This is a genomic window from Humibacter ginsengisoli (assembly GCF_054780095.1).
The window spans coordinates 298,326-315,357 of the sequence record NZ_BAAGWZ010000006.1; the positions used below are offsets into that span (position 1 = coordinate 298,326).

At 68.9% G+C, this 17,032-nt stretch carries 15 protein-coding genes; 7 read left to right on the top strand and 8 right to left on the bottom strand.

What is annotated here, in order from left to right; genetic code table 11:
- Positions 1–99 precede the first annotated feature (99 nt).
- The 8 genes from ACYVI5_RS09745 to nirD all read right to left on the bottom strand — a co-directional run bounded on the left by ACYVI5_RS09745 (position 100) and on the right by nirD (position 6,339).
- Positions 100–423 carry a DUF2469 domain-containing protein gene (locus ACYVI5_RS09745; RefSeq protein ID WP_170024148.1) on the bottom strand — a complete coding sequence of 108 codons (324 nt, stop codon included), beginning with the start codon at positions 421–423 and terminating at the stop codon, positions 100–102.
- 175 nt (positions 424–598) lie between these two features.
- Positions 599–1,441, bottom strand: coding sequence for a ribonuclease HII (locus ACYVI5_RS09750; RefSeq protein WP_460580011.1), 843 nt, complete (start codon positions 1,439–1,441; stop codon positions 599–601).
- Positions 1,442–1,451: 10 nt separating this feature from the next.
- The gene (gene lepB / locus ACYVI5_RS09755) at positions 1,452–2,216 is read right to left on the bottom strand and encodes a S26 family signal peptidase (RefSeq protein WP_460530056.1); all 765 of its coding nucleotides are present in this window, start codon (positions 2,214–2,216) and stop codon (positions 1,452–1,454) included.
- A gap of 113 nt (positions 2,217–2,329) precedes the next feature.
- The gene (gene rplS, locus ACYVI5_RS09760; RefSeq protein WP_460530059.1) at positions 2,330–2,677 is read right to left on the bottom strand and encodes a 50S ribosomal protein L19; all 348 of its coding nucleotides are present in this window, start codon (positions 2,675–2,677) and stop codon (positions 2,330–2,332) included.
- A 213-nt stretch (positions 2,678–2,890) separates the two neighbouring features.
- Complete coding sequence (locus ACYVI5_RS09765) at positions 2,891–3,382, bottom strand: MFS transporter (RefSeq protein WP_460580012.1); 492 nt, start codon at positions 3,380–3,382, stop codon at positions 2,891–2,893.
- Positions 3,383–3,479: 97 nt separating this feature from the next.
- Entirely contained in the window at positions 3,480–4,166 is a 687-nt protein-coding gene (trmD, locus tag ACYVI5_RS09770; protein WP_460580013.1) for a tRNA (guanine(37)-N(1))-methyltransferase, read from the bottom strand.
- 31 nt (positions 4,167–4,197) lie between these two features.
- The gene (locus ACYVI5_RS09775; protein WP_460580014.1) at positions 4,198–5,835 is read right to left on the bottom strand and encodes an acyl-CoA dehydrogenase family protein; all 1,638 of its coding nucleotides are present in this window, start codon (positions 5,833–5,835) and stop codon (positions 4,198–4,200) included.
- A 123-nt stretch (positions 5,836–5,958) separates the two neighbouring features.
- Positions 5,959–6,339 carry a nitrite reductase (NAD(P)H) small subunit family protein gene (gene nirD / locus ACYVI5_RS09780; protein ID WP_460530071.1) on the bottom strand — a complete coding sequence of 127 codons (381 nt, stop codon included), beginning with the start codon at positions 6,337–6,339 and terminating at the stop codon, positions 5,959–5,961.
- Positions 6,340–6,666: 327 nt separating this feature from the next.
- On the opposite strand from nirD, the gene nirB reads away from it, so the two are divergent.
- The 7 genes from nirB to ACYVI5_RS09815 all read left to right on the top strand — a co-directional run bounded on the left by nirB (position 6,667) and on the right by ACYVI5_RS09815 (position 17,004).
- Positions 6,667–9,297: a nitrite reductase large subunit gene (gene nirB, locus ACYVI5_RS09785; RefSeq protein ID WP_460580015.1), complete on the top strand. Its 2,631-nt coding sequence runs from the start codon at positions 6,667–6,669 to the stop codon at positions 9,295–9,297.
- A complete protein-coding gene (gene cobA / locus ACYVI5_RS09790; RefSeq protein WP_460580016.1) occupies positions 9,294–10,127 on the top strand; it encodes a uroporphyrinogen-III C-methyltransferase in 834 nt (277 codons plus the stop codon). Before nirB ends, cobA begins: the two co-directional genes overlap by 4 nt.
- Positions 10,124–11,263 carry a uroporphyrinogen-III synthase gene (locus ACYVI5_RS09795; RefSeq protein ID WP_460580017.1) on the top strand — a complete coding sequence of 380 codons (1,140 nt, stop codon included), beginning with the start codon at positions 10,124–10,126 and terminating at the stop codon, positions 11,261–11,263. Before cobA ends, ACYVI5_RS09795 begins: the two co-directional genes overlap by 4 nt.
- A 138-nt stretch (positions 11,264–11,401) precedes the next feature.
- Positions 11,402–12,793: an MFS transporter gene (locus tag ACYVI5_RS09800; RefSeq protein ID WP_460580018.1), complete on the top strand. Its 1,392-nt coding sequence runs from the start codon at positions 11,402–11,404 to the stop codon at positions 12,791–12,793.
- Entirely contained in the window at positions 12,793–14,424 is a 1,632-nt protein-coding gene (locus tag ACYVI5_RS09805) for an FAD-dependent oxidoreductase (RefSeq protein WP_460580019.1), read from the top strand. Before ACYVI5_RS09800 ends, ACYVI5_RS09805 begins: the two co-directional genes overlap by 1 nt.
- Positions 14,421–16,532: a molybdopterin oxidoreductase family protein gene (locus ACYVI5_RS09810; RefSeq protein ID WP_460580020.1), complete on the top strand. Its 2,112-nt coding sequence runs from the start codon at positions 14,421–14,423 to the stop codon at positions 16,530–16,532. The genes ACYVI5_RS09805 and ACYVI5_RS09810 overlap by 4 nt, the downstream gene beginning before the upstream one ends.
- A 238-nt stretch (positions 16,533–16,770) precedes the next feature.
- The gene (locus tag ACYVI5_RS09815) at positions 16,771–17,004 is read left to right on the top strand and encodes a hypothetical protein (protein WP_460580021.1); all 234 of its coding nucleotides are present in this window, start codon (positions 16,771–16,773) and stop codon (positions 17,002–17,004) included.
- Positions 17,005–17,032 lie beyond the last annotated feature (28 nt).

Consider the following 17,032-nt stretch of genomic DNA (forward strand, 5'->3'; position numbering starts at 1 on the left):
CAACCGGCCGATCCGCGCACCTTGGGACGGAAAGCTGACCCGTGCAACCGTGGAAACCGAGGCGACGCGATCACTGGGGAAGGCGATCCGCAGACGCGCCTACTCGTCGAGCGCGAGCTCCTTCGGCAGCTCGAACTCCTTGCTCGAAAGCTCCTCGATGTTGACGTCTTTGAACGTCAGCACACGCACGGACTTCACGAAGCGATCGGCCCGGTAGACGTCCCAGACCCAGACGTCGTGCATCGTGATCTCGAAGTAGAAGTCGTTCGCGGTGTCGCGGCGTACGAACTCCACCTCGTTCGCCAGGTAGAACCGGCGCTCGGTCTCGATCACGTACTTGAACTGCGAGACGATGTCGCGGTACTCGCGGTACAGAGCAAGCTCGACCTCGCGGTCGTAGTCGTCGAATTCGTCCTCGTCCATCGCAGACAAGCTTAGAGGCGATTGAGGGTTGCGCGGGCGAGCTTGCTCGCACGTGCAGCCCGATTGAGTCAATGAGCGGCGCAGCCGCGATAGAGGCGATTGAGGGTTGCGCGGGCGAGCTTGCTCGCACGTGCAGCCCGATTGAGTCAATGAGCGGCGCAGCCGCGATAGAGAGCTAGGCCGCCGTCTCGTCGGCGCCGTCCGCAGTCGAGATCTCGGCGTCTGCTTCTTCGCCGAGGTCGAGCTCCAGCTGGACCTCGGTGCGCTCGCGGTGCAGCCACGTGCGGCGGTGCAGTGCGCTCGGGCCGAGGCGGTCGATGGCCTCGAAGTGCGCTTCGCTCGCGTACCCCTTGTTGCTCGCCCAGGCGTAGCCGGGGATGACGGCATCCTGCTCGATCATGATTGCGTCGCGATGCACCTTGGCGATGACGGATGCCGCCGCCACTGATGCACAGGACTGGTCGGCTTTGATGCGCGACACCACGGGCACGCGTATAGGAAGTGCACGCGTCAGGTAGTCGTAATTCCCGTCGAGGATGATCGTGCCCGCGTCGAGTGGCGCACCAGCGGCCTGCAGGGACGCGAACGCTCGTGCTCCGGCCATGCCGAGGCAGGCCATGATGCCGTACCTGTCGATCTCCTCCGCCGACGCCAGCCCCACCGCGTGGTGGCGTACCCACCGCATGCAGAGCGGAGCGAGCTCCTCGCGCTTGGGCTCCAGCAACAGCTTGGAGTCGCGCAGCCCCTTCGGCCAGCGGCCGACTTCGGCATCGACCACGACCATTCCTACGGCCACCGGGCCCGCGAGTGCACCGCGGCCCACTTCGTCGCATCCGATCACGACAGCGCTGCCCGCGGTGTGCAGCTCGGTCTCGAACCGGTAGTTGGGCGCCGGCAGGCGCTTACGCTTGCGGGCAGGCTTCGTCGCCGTGCGGATCCGCGGCGGGGTGTCGGTCGACGCGCTGTCCGGCGCGGAGCCATCCAGCTGCGTGCGGGCATCCGTTGCTTTCACTGCCACGCCTTCGACGTTACTTCTTCTCACTCTCGACGCCGCTGAACACGTCCGGGTAATTCGAGAGCCAGGTCCAGCGACTGATCGGCCAGCTGATCAGGATGGCCCGACCCACGACATCCTTCTCGGGCACGAAGCCCTTGCCTGGCAGATTCTGGTTGCGGGAGGAGTCCTGCGAATCCCACCTGTTGTCGCCCATGACCCAGAGATCGCCTTTGGGAACGGTGACGCTGAAGTGCAACGAGGCCGCCTCGTTCTCCCCAGGTGGGAGCTTGATGTATGGCTCGTTCAGCGGTGACCCGTTCACGCTCAACTGGCCCAGCGCATTGCAGCACGACACGTGGTCGCCTGGCAGCCCGATCACCCGCTTCACCAGGTGATCGTCGCTGTCAGGAGCCGCCAGTCCGATCAGAGACAGTGCCCACTCGACCGGGTTCGTGTTCGTGTTCTTCTCGGTCGACGGCGGCAACCATCCGCCCGGGTCGGTGAAGACGACCACGTCGCCGCGGTGGATCGGCATGAGGTTCGGCTCGAGCTCGTTCACGATGATCAGATCGTTGATCTGCAGTGTGTTCTCCATCGAACCGGACGGTATGTAGAACGAACGGACGATGAACGTCTTGATGAGGAACGAGACGAGGATCGCGACCAGGAAGATGATCAGCAGATCGCGCAGGAAGTACTTGATGCTGCGCTGTTTGGTCTTCTTCTCCGATGCGGCGCGGTCGGACCGCCTCGACAGGGACTCGTCGTGCCGGCCGGGCAGAGATTCGTCTGTCATCTGTGTGTGAATTCCCGCCCTCGAACACTCGAGCCGGCCCCTCAACGACCTGAGCTCCCGCCCCATCATAAGGGGGTCGGGAGCTCAGGATCGCGATTCCGGTTGAGCGCGGCCTACGCCTCGCGCTTCTCCTTGATCTTGGCCTTCTTGCCGCGCAGTTCACGCAGGTAGTACAGCTTCGCGCGACGAACGTCACCGCGCGTGACGATCTCGATGTGGTCGATCACCGGCGAGTGCACGGGGAAAGTGCGCTCCACGCCGACCTGGAAGCTGACCTTGCGCACGGTGAAGGTCTCGCGCACGCCCTCGCCGCTGCGGGCGATGACGACACCCTGGAAGACCTGGATGCGGGAGCGGTTGCCCTCGGTGATGTTGACGTGCACCTTGACGGTGTCGCCCGGCCGGAACTCGGGAATGTCGCTGCGCAGCGAGGCGGCGTCGACGGCGTCGAGGATGTGCATGATGATTCGCTCTCTGCGCCCGCCACCGGTCGAACGCGGATCAAGTGGATGAAGAATCTGGATGTCGTGCCGTTCGCGCTTCGATCATGAAGCGCAGTGCGTGACTCCCCGGAGGCAGAGCACGTGCCGCGGCACAGTCTTCCATTCTGCCATGAAGCGGATGCCCCGCCAAAACGGCGACCGGCCTCACGGCGTTCGCGCCGGTGGCCGCGCTCAGCGACCCGACTCGTGCACGATGATCACGTCGCCGTCGTCCGGTCCGCGACGTCGACTTTGCCCTTCGGCGGCCTGCTTCCGTGCATCGGCAGCGGATGCCCGTGACACCGCCGACGAGACCCGGTCGCGCCACTCGTGCACGAGCTCCCACAGGGTGAGCCAGAACGTCGCGAGGCCGAGAACTACCGCGGCGACGCCGAACGCGACGCCCGTCGCACCGAAGAAGCCGAGGCCCACGAGGGCGAGATGGAAGGCGAGTGTGGCTGCGGCATCCCACCAGCCCGGAGCCTTCTCCCCGCGAACGCGAGGACGCAACCTCGTGAGCCCGGCAAGTACGGCGAGAAAGACGAACAGCACTCCGGAGCCGAGGAAGAGCAGGAAGAACCCGCCGACACCGCCGCCGAAGACGCCGAATCCCACCAGGAGCCACAGCGGCAGCACCGGGACGGCGAACAGCTGCCACCTCAGAAGAGCCCTGCGGAGCGCCATGCAGCAAGGCTAGGCGTCGGCTATGCGCATCGGCTGGGAAGCCGGGCGAGTTCGCCCAGGGCGTGACGCGACTGCGGTGGAGTCGCCCGAGAGACGCTCAGCCCTCGTCGAGCAGGTCGGGCCGCACGCGGCGAGTGCGCTCGAGCTGCTGCTCGCGCCGCCACGCTGCGATCGCGCCGTGGTTGCCGCTGAGCAACACGGGCGGCACCTCGCGGCCCCGCCAGACCGGCGGCTTCGTGTAGGACGGATACTCGAGCAGGCCGTCCTCGTGCGACTCCTCGACGAGGCTCTGCGGGTTGCCGACCACGCCGGGAATGAGTCGTGCGATGGCCTCGACCATGGCCATCACGGCAACCTCTCCCCCGTTCAGCACGTAGTCGCCGAGGCTGACCTGCCGTACCCGGGCGCGGGACTGCGCATCGTCGAAGACGCGCTGGTCGATTCCCTCGTAGCGTCCGCACCCGAACACGAGGTGTTCCTCTTCCGCGAGCTGCCTGGCCATGGCCTGGGTGAAGACCTCGCCTGCGGGTGACGGGAAGATGACGACGGGGTCGCCGTCACGCAGAACGTCGTCCAGCGCCTCGCCCCAGGGCTCCGGCTTCATCACCATTCCGGCCCCGCCGCCGTACGGAGTGTCGTCGACCGTGCGGTGGCGGTCGTGCGTGTACGACCGCAGGTCGGTGACGCGCAGGTCGATGATGCCGTTCTGCCTGGCCTTGCCGAGCAGCGAGATGTCGAGCGCGTCGAAGATCGCGGGGAAGATCGTGACGATGTCGATGCGCACACCGTGAAGTCTAGGAGGGGCATGGCGCTCGTCAGGCGCGAGCCAAGATCGTCTCCACGTCGACCCCGGACGGCAGCGTGCCGTACAGTGCACCGCCGCCGTTCGCGAGACGGGAGACGCAGAACGCGTCGGCGACGGCATCCGGAGCGCCTTTGACGAGCACGGCTGCCTGCAGCGCCAACGCGAGATCCTCGGCTAGCCGGCGGGCGTCGAAGGCGACGTCGTCCGGCTCGCGTGCGGACGCCCGGGCAAGTCGCTCATCGATCGAGCGCAGCGCCTCGGCGAGGCGACGATCGGCGGAGGCAGCGGAGGCGAGCTCGTCGCGGACCGCGGCCACGGCATCCGGTTCCCGGGACAGCACGCGCAGGATGTCGAGCGCGATCACGTTGCCCGAGCCTTCCCACACGGCCATCACCGGCTGCTCCCGGTAGCGGCGGGCGAGCGGATAGTCCTCCGTGTAGCCGTTGCCGCCGAGGCACTCCAAGGCTTCGTACGCGTGGCCCGGGCCGCGCTTGCAAATCCAATACTTGGCCACGGCGGTGGCCAGCCGGCGGAACGCGGTATCGGAGTCGGAGGCATCCTCGTCGTGCGCCCTCGCGAGGCGCAGCCCGAGCGCGGTGGCCGCTTCGGACTCCAACGCCAGGTCGGCGACCACGTTGCGCATCAGCGGCTGGTCGATCAGCGTGCGACCGAACGCCGCGCGGTGTCGCACGTGCCACGCCGCCTCTGCCACGCTCTGCCGCATGCCGGCCGCCGTGCCGAGCACGCAGTCCAGCCGCGTGCGAGCGACCATCTCGATGATCGTGCGGATGCCCCGCCCCGGCTCGCCGACGGCGTACCCGACGGTGCCGTCGAACTCCACCTCACTCGACGCATTCGACCGGTTGCCGAGCTTGTTCTTCAGTCTCTGGATACGGAAGACGTTGCGCGTCCCATCGTCGAGCACGCGGGGGACGAGGAAACAGCCGACGCCCTCATCCGTCTGCGCCAGAACGAGGAACGCGTCGCTCATCGGCGCCGAGCAGAACCACTTGTGGCCGGTCAGGAACCAGGCGTCGCCCGCGGCTCGGGCGACTGTCGTATTGGCGCGAACGTCGCTGCCGCCCTGCTTCTCGGTCATCGCCATGCCGAACAGCGCGCCCTGCTTGCCGGGGCGGAGCCGGCCGTCATACTCGCGGCTCAGGATGCGGGGCATCCACTTCGCTGCGAGCTCGGGTTGCTGACGCAGCGCGGGGACTACCGCGTGCGTCATCGAGACCGGGCACGCGTGTCCGGGCTCGACCTGCGCGAAGAGCATGAACGCGGCAGCGCGCGCCACGTTGGCACCCGGTCGCGGCCGCGCCCACGCCGAGGTGTGAGCACCATGGGCGACCGCAGCGCCGATGACCCGGTGGTACGACTCGTCGTAGTGGACCTCATCGATGCGGATGCCGTGCCTGTCGAACGCGTGCAACGTCGGCTCGTTCACGTTCGCCAGCTCCGCATCGCGCTGGAAGCCGGCGCTCCCGACGAGCGTGCCGATCTCCGTCAGTTCGGGGATCGCCCACGCGGCATCGTGTTCGGCGACGCCTTCGACGAGTGCCGCGTTCGTCGTGAACTCGTCGATGCCGACGCGATCGGGCGCCTGATTGGCGACCTCGTGTGTGACGTGCGGTGCCGGTCTCGTCATCGAAACCCGTCCTTCCGGCCGAAGCGTGCGCATCCATCCTCGCCCAGGGGCGGGACGAACGAGCACTCTCTAGGGGAAGAACCCACACCCTCGCGGGGAAGAACGCACACCCTCGCGGGTGTGTCAGGCGGCGAGGGCGATCTCGATGTAGCCGGCCACGATCCTGGTGGGGTAGGTGGCGAGGGCGGGGCCAGGCTCGCTCAGGCACTCCCCCGTCGCCAGGTCGTACACCTGCTTGAGCAGCGGCGAAGCCACTGTGGTGCGCTCGCCCTTCGATCCCACGATTCCCCTGGCGATAACCGGTGCTGAGGTCTTCGGGTCGATGTGGTCGACGGCGTACAGCTCGCGGTCGTCGAGACGGAAGAGGGCGACCTGTCGCTCGGCGACGAGCACAGCCTCGCCCCATCCGGCCTCGAGGTCATCGACGCGGCACACCCGCTTCCACGGGTTCGGCGGTGCATCCGGTGCTGTGCGGGTCGCGGGTCGCTCGACGGTCAGCGTCATGGTGCGCTCCTCTCGGGCGCCGGACGAACGCCTTGCTGGTGTGGCGGGCATCCGTCGCGGCATCGATCGTGATGTCGTGATCGACCGTAGGAGTCGCGTGTTACGGCCGATCGCACCGGTGTTTCGCGTGCGTGAAGTCCATCTCACCGTGCACACCACGCGGTTGAAGGTGCGCCGTAACCGCTGTTCACAACCACGAAAAGCGTTCGAAACAGGGCACTCATAGCCTCGAGCACAGTTCGGGCACAGTGGCCGTGCGCTCCGGCCGCGAACGCGGTCGGTGTCTTCGCAACGATCCGCGGGAGGCCCGTCGGGAGGGGAACGCCCATGGCGAACACAGGCGCAACCGCAGGCGAGATGCATGGCCGGCCGCGACGGGTGGTGGTGATCGGAGCGGGTCCCGCTGCACATCGGCTGGTGGATGCCGTCGCCTCCCGCGACGAGGCCCTTGCCGTACATCTCACCGTCGTCGGTGAGGAGCCATACCTGCCGTATGACCGTGTGTCGCTGAGCCACCGGCTGCACGACCAGGAGGATCTCACCCTGCAGCCCTCCGCCGTCTGGGATGACTCGCGCGTGAGCCTGCGCACCGGTGTGCGTGCGATCTCCATCGACCGTCACGAGCGGATCGTGCACACGGACGACGGTGAGCGGCTCCCCTATGACGATCTCGTGCTCGCGACCGGATCCAGCGCACCGGTCCCCGGCATCCGGGGCAGCGAGCACGCCTGCGTGTATCGCACGATCGACGACGTGGACGCCCTCGTCGCCGAGTGTGAAGTCGTACGTGAGCGGCGGGGGCGCGCGCCGAAGGTGCTCGTCGCGGGCGGTGGTCTGCTCGGACTGGAAGCGGCCGGCGGGCTGGCGCAGCTGGGTGCTGAGGCATCCGTCGTGCACTCCGGCGGCTGGCTGATGTCGGCGCAGCTGGACGAGGGTGCCGGACAGGCGCTTTCCCGCCTCATCGCGGGGCGGGGCATCCGGCTGCATCTCGGCACCCGGCCCCAGGAGATCCTCGTGGACGAGGCCGGTGTGAGCGAGGTCAAGCTCACGAACGGACAGCGAGTCGACGCGGACATCGTGGTCTTCGCCATCGGTGTGACTCCCAGGGATGAGCTGGCGCGAGAAGCCGGACTCGAGCTCGGCGAGCGGGGCGGCGTCGTGATCGGAACCGATTGCCGCAGCTCCGACCCGCACGTGTTCGCGATCGGCGAGGTCGCCAATGTGTTCGGCCGCTGCGTCGGCCTCGTCGCCCCAGCCAACGCCATGGCCGAGACCGTCGCCGACCGCCTGCTCGGCGGCGACGCCGAGTTCTTGACGATCGATGACGCGACGAGCCTCAAGCTCTCCGGTGTGGACGTGGCCAGCTTCGGCGACGCGTTCGGCTCGACATCCGGCGCCCTGGAGATCGTCTACGCGGACCCCGCGCGTGGTCTGTACCAGAAGATCGTCGTCACCCAGGATGCCAAGACCCTGCTCGGCGGGGTGTTCGTCGGAGACGCCGCACCCTATTCGGCGCTTCGCCCGCTGCTCGGCCGCGAGCTCTCGGCCGAGCCGGCCGCCTACCTCTCCGCGGGCGGCGAGCTGCCGGAGGGCACCGATCTGCCCGACGACGCACTGGTGTGCTCGTGCAACAACGTCTCGGTCGGCGCCATTCGCGACGCCGTGCACTCCGGAGGTGAGGACGGGGCAGGATGCCACGATCTCGGCGACCTGAAGTCGTGCACGCGTGCCGGCACGCAGTGCGGTTCGTGCGTGCCGCTCGTCAAGAAGCTGCTGGAGAAGGAGCTCGCCTCCGCGGGAATCGCTGTGTCGACGGCGATGTGCGAGCACTTCCCGATGAGCCGCCAGGAGCTGTTCGAGGGCGTACGGATGCTCGGGCTCACCTCGTTCGACGACATCGTCGCCCGATTCGGCACCGGCCGCGGCTGCGACATCTGCAAGCCGGCGGTGGCATCGATGCTCGCCAGCCAGCACGGCGGTTACATCCTGGACGGCGGCCGGGGCACCCTGCAGGACACGAATGACCGCGCCCTCGCGAACATGCAGAAGGACGGCAGCTACTCCGTGGTGCCGCGGATTCCCGGGGGCGAGATCACTCCGCAGAAACTCGCCGTCATCGCGGCTGTCGCCGAGGAGTTCGGGCTGTACACGAAGATCACCGGTGGCCAGCGCATCGACCTGTTCGGCGCCCGTCTCGACCAGCTGCCCGACATCTGGCGCAAGCTCGTCGACGCCGGCTTCGAGTCCGGCCACGCGTACGGCAAGGCGCTGCGCAATGTGAAGAGCTGCGTCGGATCCACGTGGTGCCGGTTCGGAGTACAGGACTCGGTGGGCATGGCGATCCGCCTCGAGCTGCGCTATCGCGGGCTCCGCGCCCCGCACAAGCTGAAGATCGGCGTCTCCGGATGTGCGCGCGAGTGCGCCGAGGCCCGCGGCAAGGACGTCGGCGTGATCGCCACAGCCGAGGGCTGGAACCTGTACGTCGGCGGCAACGGCGGAATGCAGCCTGCCCACGCCCAGCTGCTCGCATCGGATCTCGACGACGAGACTCTCATCAGATACATCGACCGCTATCTCGTCTACTACATCCGCACCGCCGACCGCCTTCAGCGCACCGCCCGGTGGATGGAAGACCTCGACGGGGAACTCGACCACGTGCGCAGCGTCGTCGTCGATGACTCCCTCGGCCTGGCCGAGGAGCTCGAGGCGACCATGCGCAGGCATGTCGACGACTACGAGGACGAGTGGGCCGCCACCCTCGCCGACCCCGACCGGCTCAGACGCTTCCGATCCTTCGTCAACGCACCGGACGCACCCGACACCGGCATTCCTCGGGTGATCGAACGAGGCCAGGCGCGCCCCGCCAGGCCTGGTGAGCGGGCCGTCGCGCTGGGAATGCCATCGACGCGACGCGCGGATGCCGATGCTGGAGCGGGCCGAGAAGGCGTTCGACAGTGAGCAGCAACGCCTCCGGCGCCGGGGGTGAGGTCACTCTCGTCGGCGGCGGCCCCGGCAGTCTTGACCTCATAACCGCCGGCGGCCTCGACGCACTGCGCCGCGCCGACGTCGTGCTCTACGACCGCCTCGCGCCGCACGAGCGGCTCGCCGAGCTCGCTCCCGATGCGCTGCTGGTCGATGTCGGCAAGCGGCCGGGCCATCACGCGGTTCCCCAGGACGAGATCGAACGGATGCTCGTGCGTCACGCTCTCGAAGGATCCCGCGTGGTGCGGCTCAAGGGTGGTGACCCCTTCGTACTCGGACGAGGCGGCGAGGAGGCGGCCGCGTGCCGCAAGGCGGGCGTGCCGGTGCGCGTCATCCCCGGGGTGACGAGTGCGACGGCGGTGCCGGCTGCTGCAGGCATCCCACTCACCCACCGCGGCGTCAGCCACCTCTTCACCGTGGTGTCGGGCCACGCTCCGCTCACCGACGACGAGCACCGCCACCTCGCCGGGCTCGGGGGGACGATCGTCGTCCTGATGGGCGTGGGCACGTTGCCCGGTCTCGTCGCCGGACTTGCCCGTCACGGGCTGGATGCCGGCACTCCGGTCGCGGCGATCGAGCGCGGATTCGCGCCCGACCAGCGCACCACGATCTCCGATCTCGGCGGCATCGTGACGGCATCCGTCGTCGCAGGTGTCAGTTCACCGGCCGTCATCGTGATCGGCGAGGTCGTGCGCCTGGCGACGGGAGGCGACCACGTCGCCGCCTGGCAGTTCGAGCGCGCGCACGAGCTCGCGCGGCAACCGGTCTCGTCGGACAGCGTGGGATCCGCGGAGTCGGCCCGATGACGACCGAGGCGACCACGGTGCCCGGATTCCGGCCCGACCAGCTGCACGGCTTCCGCATCGGGGTGACGAGCGATCGACGCAGCGCCGATCTCATCGACGCGTTCGAGCGGCGCGGCGCCCAGGTACTGCACGCGCCGACGATCCATCTCGTGAACGCCGATGCCGACGACCCGGTCATCTCCGACACCAGGGCGGTGATCGACGCGGAGCCGCAGCTGCTGCTGGCGACGACTGCGTATGGCATCCGCCGCTGGTTCGAGGTGGCGGATGCCTCAGGGCTCGGTGACGCGCTGCTGGGAACTCTGGCGAGCGCAGACATCCTCGTTCGAGGCCCGAAAGCACGGGGCGGTGTACGCGCTGCAGGACTCGACGACGCAGGGATGAGCGACGAAGAGACCACCGCATCCCTCGTCGATCGGGTGGTCGAGCGGTACGAGCCGGGACTCACGATCGTGGTGCAGGTACACGGGCACACCGATGAAGCCCAGTTGGAACGGCTGCGCGCTGCGGGGCACCAGGTGCTCACCGTCGCCCCCTATCGCTGGCGCGCTCCCGACGCGGCCGACCGGCGAGTGCAGCAGCTCATCGAGGCGGCCTGTACCGACCAACTCGACTGCGTCACGTTCACCAGTGCCCCCGCGGCCGAGGCGCTCCTGGATGCGGCAGACGAACACGGGCGCCGCGACGAGCTGCTGGATGCCTTCACCGACCAGGTCATCCCGGCCGTGGTCGGACCGGTGACGGCCGCTCCACTGATTGCCGCAGGCATCCAGCCGATCCAGCCGGAGCGATTCCGCATGGGCGCCCTGGTGCGGCTCGTGTGCGAGGAGCTGGAGAGCCGCAGCGCACACGGACTTCGAACCGCGCACGGCGACCTGCAGCTACGCGGTACCGTCGTGCGGATCGGCGAACGCGCCGTGCCGCTCACGCCGGCCCAGCTGGCCGTGTTCCGGCCGATCTTCCGTGCCGGAGGAGCCGTCGTGCCGCGCGACCGGTTGTCACGCATCCTCGTCGGCTCCCCCGACGACCACGTACTCGACATGGCGCTCAGCCGGCTGCGATCGGTGCTCGATGCGCCGGGACTGGTGTCGACGGTCGTGAAGCGCGGGTATCGGATCAACGTGCTGGAGGAGTGAGCCACCTCGCCTCACCGCGGAACCGGAGCGCGGTGCGGACAACGTTCCGCGGCGGTTACCGGCAGCGCGATTCACCGAAACGGCGCCTCCGTAGCGTCGCAGGCATCCGCTTCTCCCCCTATCGCGTAGGAGGTCCCCATGACGGAATTGGTCGATACCGAATCCGCTGCGCAGGCCAACGGAGCCGCTCTCGTACGGCGCCCGGGTCGCTGGATCGACGGCTGGAATCCCGAGGACGCCGCGCAATGGCAGACCGCAGGCAGGGCGATCGCGCGCCGCAACCTGGGCTGGTCGGTGTTCGCCGAGTTCCTCGGGTTCGTGGTCTGGCAGCTCTGGTCCATCGTGGTCGTGCTGCTGCCTGGCGCCGGCTTCCACCTCACCACGACCGAGAGCTTCTGGCTGATCTCGCTGCCGAGCCTGGTCGGGGCGACGTTGCGCATCCCGTACTCGTTCATGGTTCCGCTGATCGGCGGCCGCAACTGGACGATCGTCTCCGCCGGGCTGCTGCTCATCCCGGCCGTGGGTCTGGCGCTGGCCGTCAGTTCCCCGCACACCCCGTTCTGGGTGCTCCTCACGGTGGCTGGGCTCGCCGGGTTCGGCGGAGGCAACTTCGCCAGCTCGATGTCGAACATCACGTTCTTCTTCCCGCACGCGCAGAAGGGCTGGGCGCTCGGCCTGAACGCGGCGGGTGGCAACCTCGGCGCCGCGGTGGCGCAGTTCACGGTTCCGGTCGCGGTCGCGCTCACCGCGGGGGTCGGGCTCGGCGTTGCCGGGTGGATCTGGGTCCCCCTGATCGTGGTCGCCATGATCGGGGCGTGGAAGGGCATGGACAACCTCTCCAGCGCCCGCAACGACTTCTCCGCCTCGCTGTGCGCGTTGAAGGAACCGCATCTCTGGCTACTCGCGCTGCTCTACATCGGCACCTTCGGTTCGTTCATCGGCTTCTCCGGCGTATTTCCGAAGCTCATCGCCGACCAGTTCCCCTCCTTCGCCACGATTCCGATCGGCACGATCGCCGTCTCGCTGGCGTTTCTCGGCGCCCTCGTCGGCTCCCTGAGCCGGCCGTACGGCGGCAGACTCGCCGACCGATTCGGCGGCGCGAAAGTGGCTGCCGGTTCGTTCGCCGTCATGGGGGTCGTCGCGCTGTGCGTGGTCATGACGCTGCACCTCGGGTCGTTCTGGCTCTTCCTCGGATGCTTCCTGGTGCTCTTCGCCGCCAGCGGCGTGGGCAACGGCGCGACGTACCGCATGATCCCCACCGTGTTCCTCGCGACAAGCGGCGCCGACTCGCCCGACGACCCTCGCGCACAGGAAGCCGGCCGCCGGTCGGCTGCGGCGCTCGGCATCGTCTCTGCGATCGGCGCGTACGGAGGCTTCGTGATCCCGCAGGTGCTGGGCGCATCCGTGGCGGCGACCGGCGGCTACGCGTCCGCATTCCTCGGCTTCGTCTGCGGCTACGCCGTGCTCCTCATCGTGACGCTGACCGTCTACGCCCGTCCCCGTGGACGCCTGACGGGGCACCGCATCTGATGCGGGTGCTCATCGTCGGTGTCGGCCCGGTGGGAGCACGGCTGGCCGAGGAGCTGCTGCCGGCCGTGCGCTCCGGGTCGATCGATCTGACGATCGTCGGCGCCGAACCGGTTGCCGCCTACAACCGGGTGCTGGTGGCCGAGCACGCGGTCGGGACCGTCTCCCTCGAGGAGATCATGCTGCAGGATGCCGGCGAGCTCGCATCCGCCGGCGCAGACGTGCGGCTCGGCGCACGCGTGACCCGTGTGGACACCTCGCGGCGGATGGCGACCGTGGACGACGGCACGGCGCAGCCGCAGTATGTGCCGTACGACCGAATAGTCTTCGCAACCGGGGCACGCGCGAACATACCCGCACTGGACGGCGTTCCACGAGCGGCGGACGGCAGAGACCCACTCGGGCGCCAGGGCGCGCATCCGATCGGTGTCGACGATCGTCTGTCCCCGGGGGTCACAACGCTGCGAGACCTCGCCGACGCGGCCCGTGTGGCGGCAGCGGTGCGGCGGCGCGATCGCATCGTCGTGCTCGGCGCCGGGGTGCTCGGCCTGGAGTTCGCACTTCTGGCCGCGCGATCCGGATGCGAGACGGTCGTCGTGCATCACGGCCCGACGCCCATGCCGCGCAACCTCGACCGCGGCGCGGGTCTCACGCTGGCGCGGTCTCTGAGGGCGGCGGGCGTGACAGTGCTTCCGCACTCCCGAGCGGAGGCGATCAGTCTGCGGCACGACTCGGCCGATGCCCCGGACGAAACTGCTCGCTTCGATGCCCTCATCACTGCCGACGGAAAGCACGTGCATGGCCGACTGCTCGTGCTCTCGTGCGGAGTCGGAGCACGCAGCGAGCTCGCCGACCTCGCGGGATTGCGGGTGGCGCGTGGCATCCTCGTCGATCGCACGCTCACATCGTGGAGCGATCCGAACGTGCACGCCATCGGCGACTGCGCACACGTCGCCGATCCTGCCGCGAATGATTCGGGAGACACCGTTGCGGGGGGCCCGAGCGGTCTCGTCGGTCCGGGGTGGCAGCAAGCGGACTGGCTGGCCGCTCGGCTGATGGCCGAGGCGGACGGGCATCCATTCGACCGGGAGCCGCCTAGGGAGCGACCGGCGATCGTAATGCTGAAGGGCGAGAACGTAGAGTGCGTCGCGGTCGGCGACGTCACCCCTGAGCCCTGGGACTACGGGCCGTACCACGGATCTGAGGGCGGCCGGAGTGTGACGCTCTGGACCGATCCGGAGCACGGCGCGTACGTCAAGACCGTGACCGACCACGGCGTGCTCACGGCGTTCGCGGCGGTCGGGATGCCTCGAACGGCCGCCGAGCTCACGCTTCTGTTCGAGCGCGGCGCCCAGCTGCCGGCCGACCGGTCGCTGATCCTGCGCTACGACGGGGTGGACCGCGAAGCCCTCGAGCCCACGCACTCGGACCCGGACGCGACCGTCTGCTGGTGCAACGGCGTCAGCGCAAGGCAGATCGCCGACGCCGCACTCACTGCCGGAGAAACGCAGCACGACGTGTGCACCGTTGCGGACATCGGAGCGGCCACGCGCGCAGGCACCGGATGCGGCGGATGCCGAGGTCGCATCCAGTCGATCCTCGACGGACTCACGGATGCCCGGGTGCCGGCATGAACGACGCCGCTCCGAGACCGCTCCCCTCGGGTACGGCCACCCACTGCCCGTACTGCGCGCTGCAGTGCGCGATGACGTTGAGCACGCCTGCACTGCGCGACCCGGGCGCTCCGCTGCTCGAGGTCGTAGGGCGCGACTTCCCCACCAACGGCGGCGGACTCTGCAAGAAGGGGTGGACATCCGCCGTCGTGCTCGATGCACCTGGCCGGCTGACCGAGCCGCTGATCCGCGATGCGAGCGGACACCTCGTGCCGGTGGCGTGGGAGACCGCGCTGGATGCCGTGGCCGAACGGATCGCGGAGGCGCAGGCGTCCTACGGGCACGACGCCGTCGGCGTTTTCGGTGGCGGCGGCCTGACGAACGAGAAGGCGTATCAGCTCGGCAAGTTCGCCCGCGCCGCCCTAGGCACGTCCCGTATCGACTACAACGGGCGGTTCTGCATGTCGTCGGCCGCCGCGGCCGCGAACCGCGCGTTCGGCCTCGACCGGGGGCTGCCGTTCCCGGTGACCGACCTCGATTCAGCGCGGACGGTGCTCGTGCTCGGGTCGAATATGGCAGACACGATGCCGCCGTTCTTGCGCCACCTGCAGGGCGCGCGGGCGGCGGGCGGGCTCATCGTGGTGGATCCGCGTCGTTCGTCGACGGCGAAACTGACGGTCGACGGGGCCGGGATGCACCTGGCTCCGGCCCCGGGGACGGACCTCGCGCTTCTTCTCGGGCTCGCGCACCTCGTCATCGCCGAACGACTGGTCGACGCCGAGTTCGTGGAGTCGCGTACCACGGGTTACGAGGCCGTGCGCCGCAGCGTGGCCGAGTGGTGGCCGGAGCGCACCCAGGCGGTCACGGGCGTGCCCGCCGAACGGATGCGCGCGGTCGTGCGGCGGCTCGCCGAGGGCGACGCGTACATCCTCACCGGTCGCGGGGCCGAGCAGCACTCCGACGGCACCGACACCGCGACAGCCGCGATCAATCTCGCGTTGCTGCTCGGGCTGCCGGGGCGTCCGGGCAGCGGTTACGGCACGATGACGGGCCAGGGCAACGGGCAGGGCGGGCGCGAGCACGGGCAGAAGGCGGACCAGCTGCCCGGCTACCGGTCGATCACCGATCCGGATGCCCGTGCTCACGTCGCGGCCGTGTGGGGCGTGGACGCGGACGAGCTCCCCGGCGCGGGTGTGCCGGCCGTGCAACTGCTGGAGACCGCCGGCGCACCGGGCGGTGTTCGCTGCCTTCTGGTACACGGGGCGAACCCGGTCGTTTCCGCGCCCAACGCAGGCGTGGTGCGTGAGGCGTTCGACCGGCTCGACACGCTCGTCGTGTGCGATTTCGTGTTTAGCGAGACCGCCCAGCGCGCACACATCGTGCTGCCCGTGACCCAGTGGGCAGAGGAGGACGGCACGATGACGAATCTCGAGGGGCGGGTGCTGCGCCGTCGGCGTGCGATCGCTCCTCCCGGGCAGGCGAGGAGTGAGCTGTGGATCCTCGCCGAGCTCGCCAGGCGCCTTGCTCCGCACGTGAGCTTCGACTCGGAGCCGGAGGAGGTGTTCGAGGAGCTCGCACGGGCATCCGCGGGCGGCAAGGCCGACTACTCGGGCATCCGTTACCGGATGCTCGAGAGCGGCGAGCCCGTGCATTGGCCGTTCACCGCAGGCGGATTGTCGACGCCCCGTCCGTTCACCGAGCGCTTCTGGCACGAGGATGGGCGCGCCCGATTCGTGCCCGTGCGGCGCCGACCGGGAGCCGAGACTCCGCGCGGACGAGACGAGCTGTGGATGGTGACGGGACGGCTGCTCGAGCATTACCAGTCCGGCGCGCAGACCAGGCGTGTGCCCGAGCTGATGACGGCGCGGCCTCGGCTCGTCGCGGTGCTGCATCCGGCGGCGGCGGCAGCACGGGGCCTGCGCGACGGCGATCTCGCGGTCATCGAGAACGGCAGGGGCCGCGTGACGGCTCCGGTCGAGTTGGATGCGGGCATCCGCGCCGACACCGTGTTCCTGCCGATCCACTTTCCCGACGCCGACAGCGCCAACCTCCTCACGAGTGACGCCGTCGACCCCGTGTCGGCGATGCCGGAGTTCAAGACGGCGGTGGTGACCGTGTCGCGGGCCTGAGCGTGGGACCACAAGCCGAACAGATACTGGGACCATGCGGTTCAGACACCTGTTCGCCGTCACAGGATCCACCCTTCTGCTCGCGGCGCTATCCTCGTGCTCTGCTTCGCCGCCTACGGCATGCTCGGCGGTGGGGTACCTCAACTCCATTCGCGTGCATGTCTCCGGTCAAACCTCGCGTGTCGCAAACGTCGGGTTCTGTGGCGGGGCCACTTGCACACCACGCAGGGTAGGTGTGGTGCATGCCGGCAGTAGTTCGACACCGACGCTGATGTTCCCCGCCACCCACGACGGCAATATCTGGTCGGTCCCCATCGGATTCGCGCGGCCCCGGATCGGCCGCGTCGCCGCATTCGACACTCACGGCAGCATCATCGCCGACAGTCGCGTGCACTTGGTGTGGCACAACAAGGGCACCGAAACGTGCCCGGGCCCTTACGAGGCATCCACTTCGCTCGTCGTCGAGGATTGATCCGTTGGAGGAGCTGCCGCGGACCGGC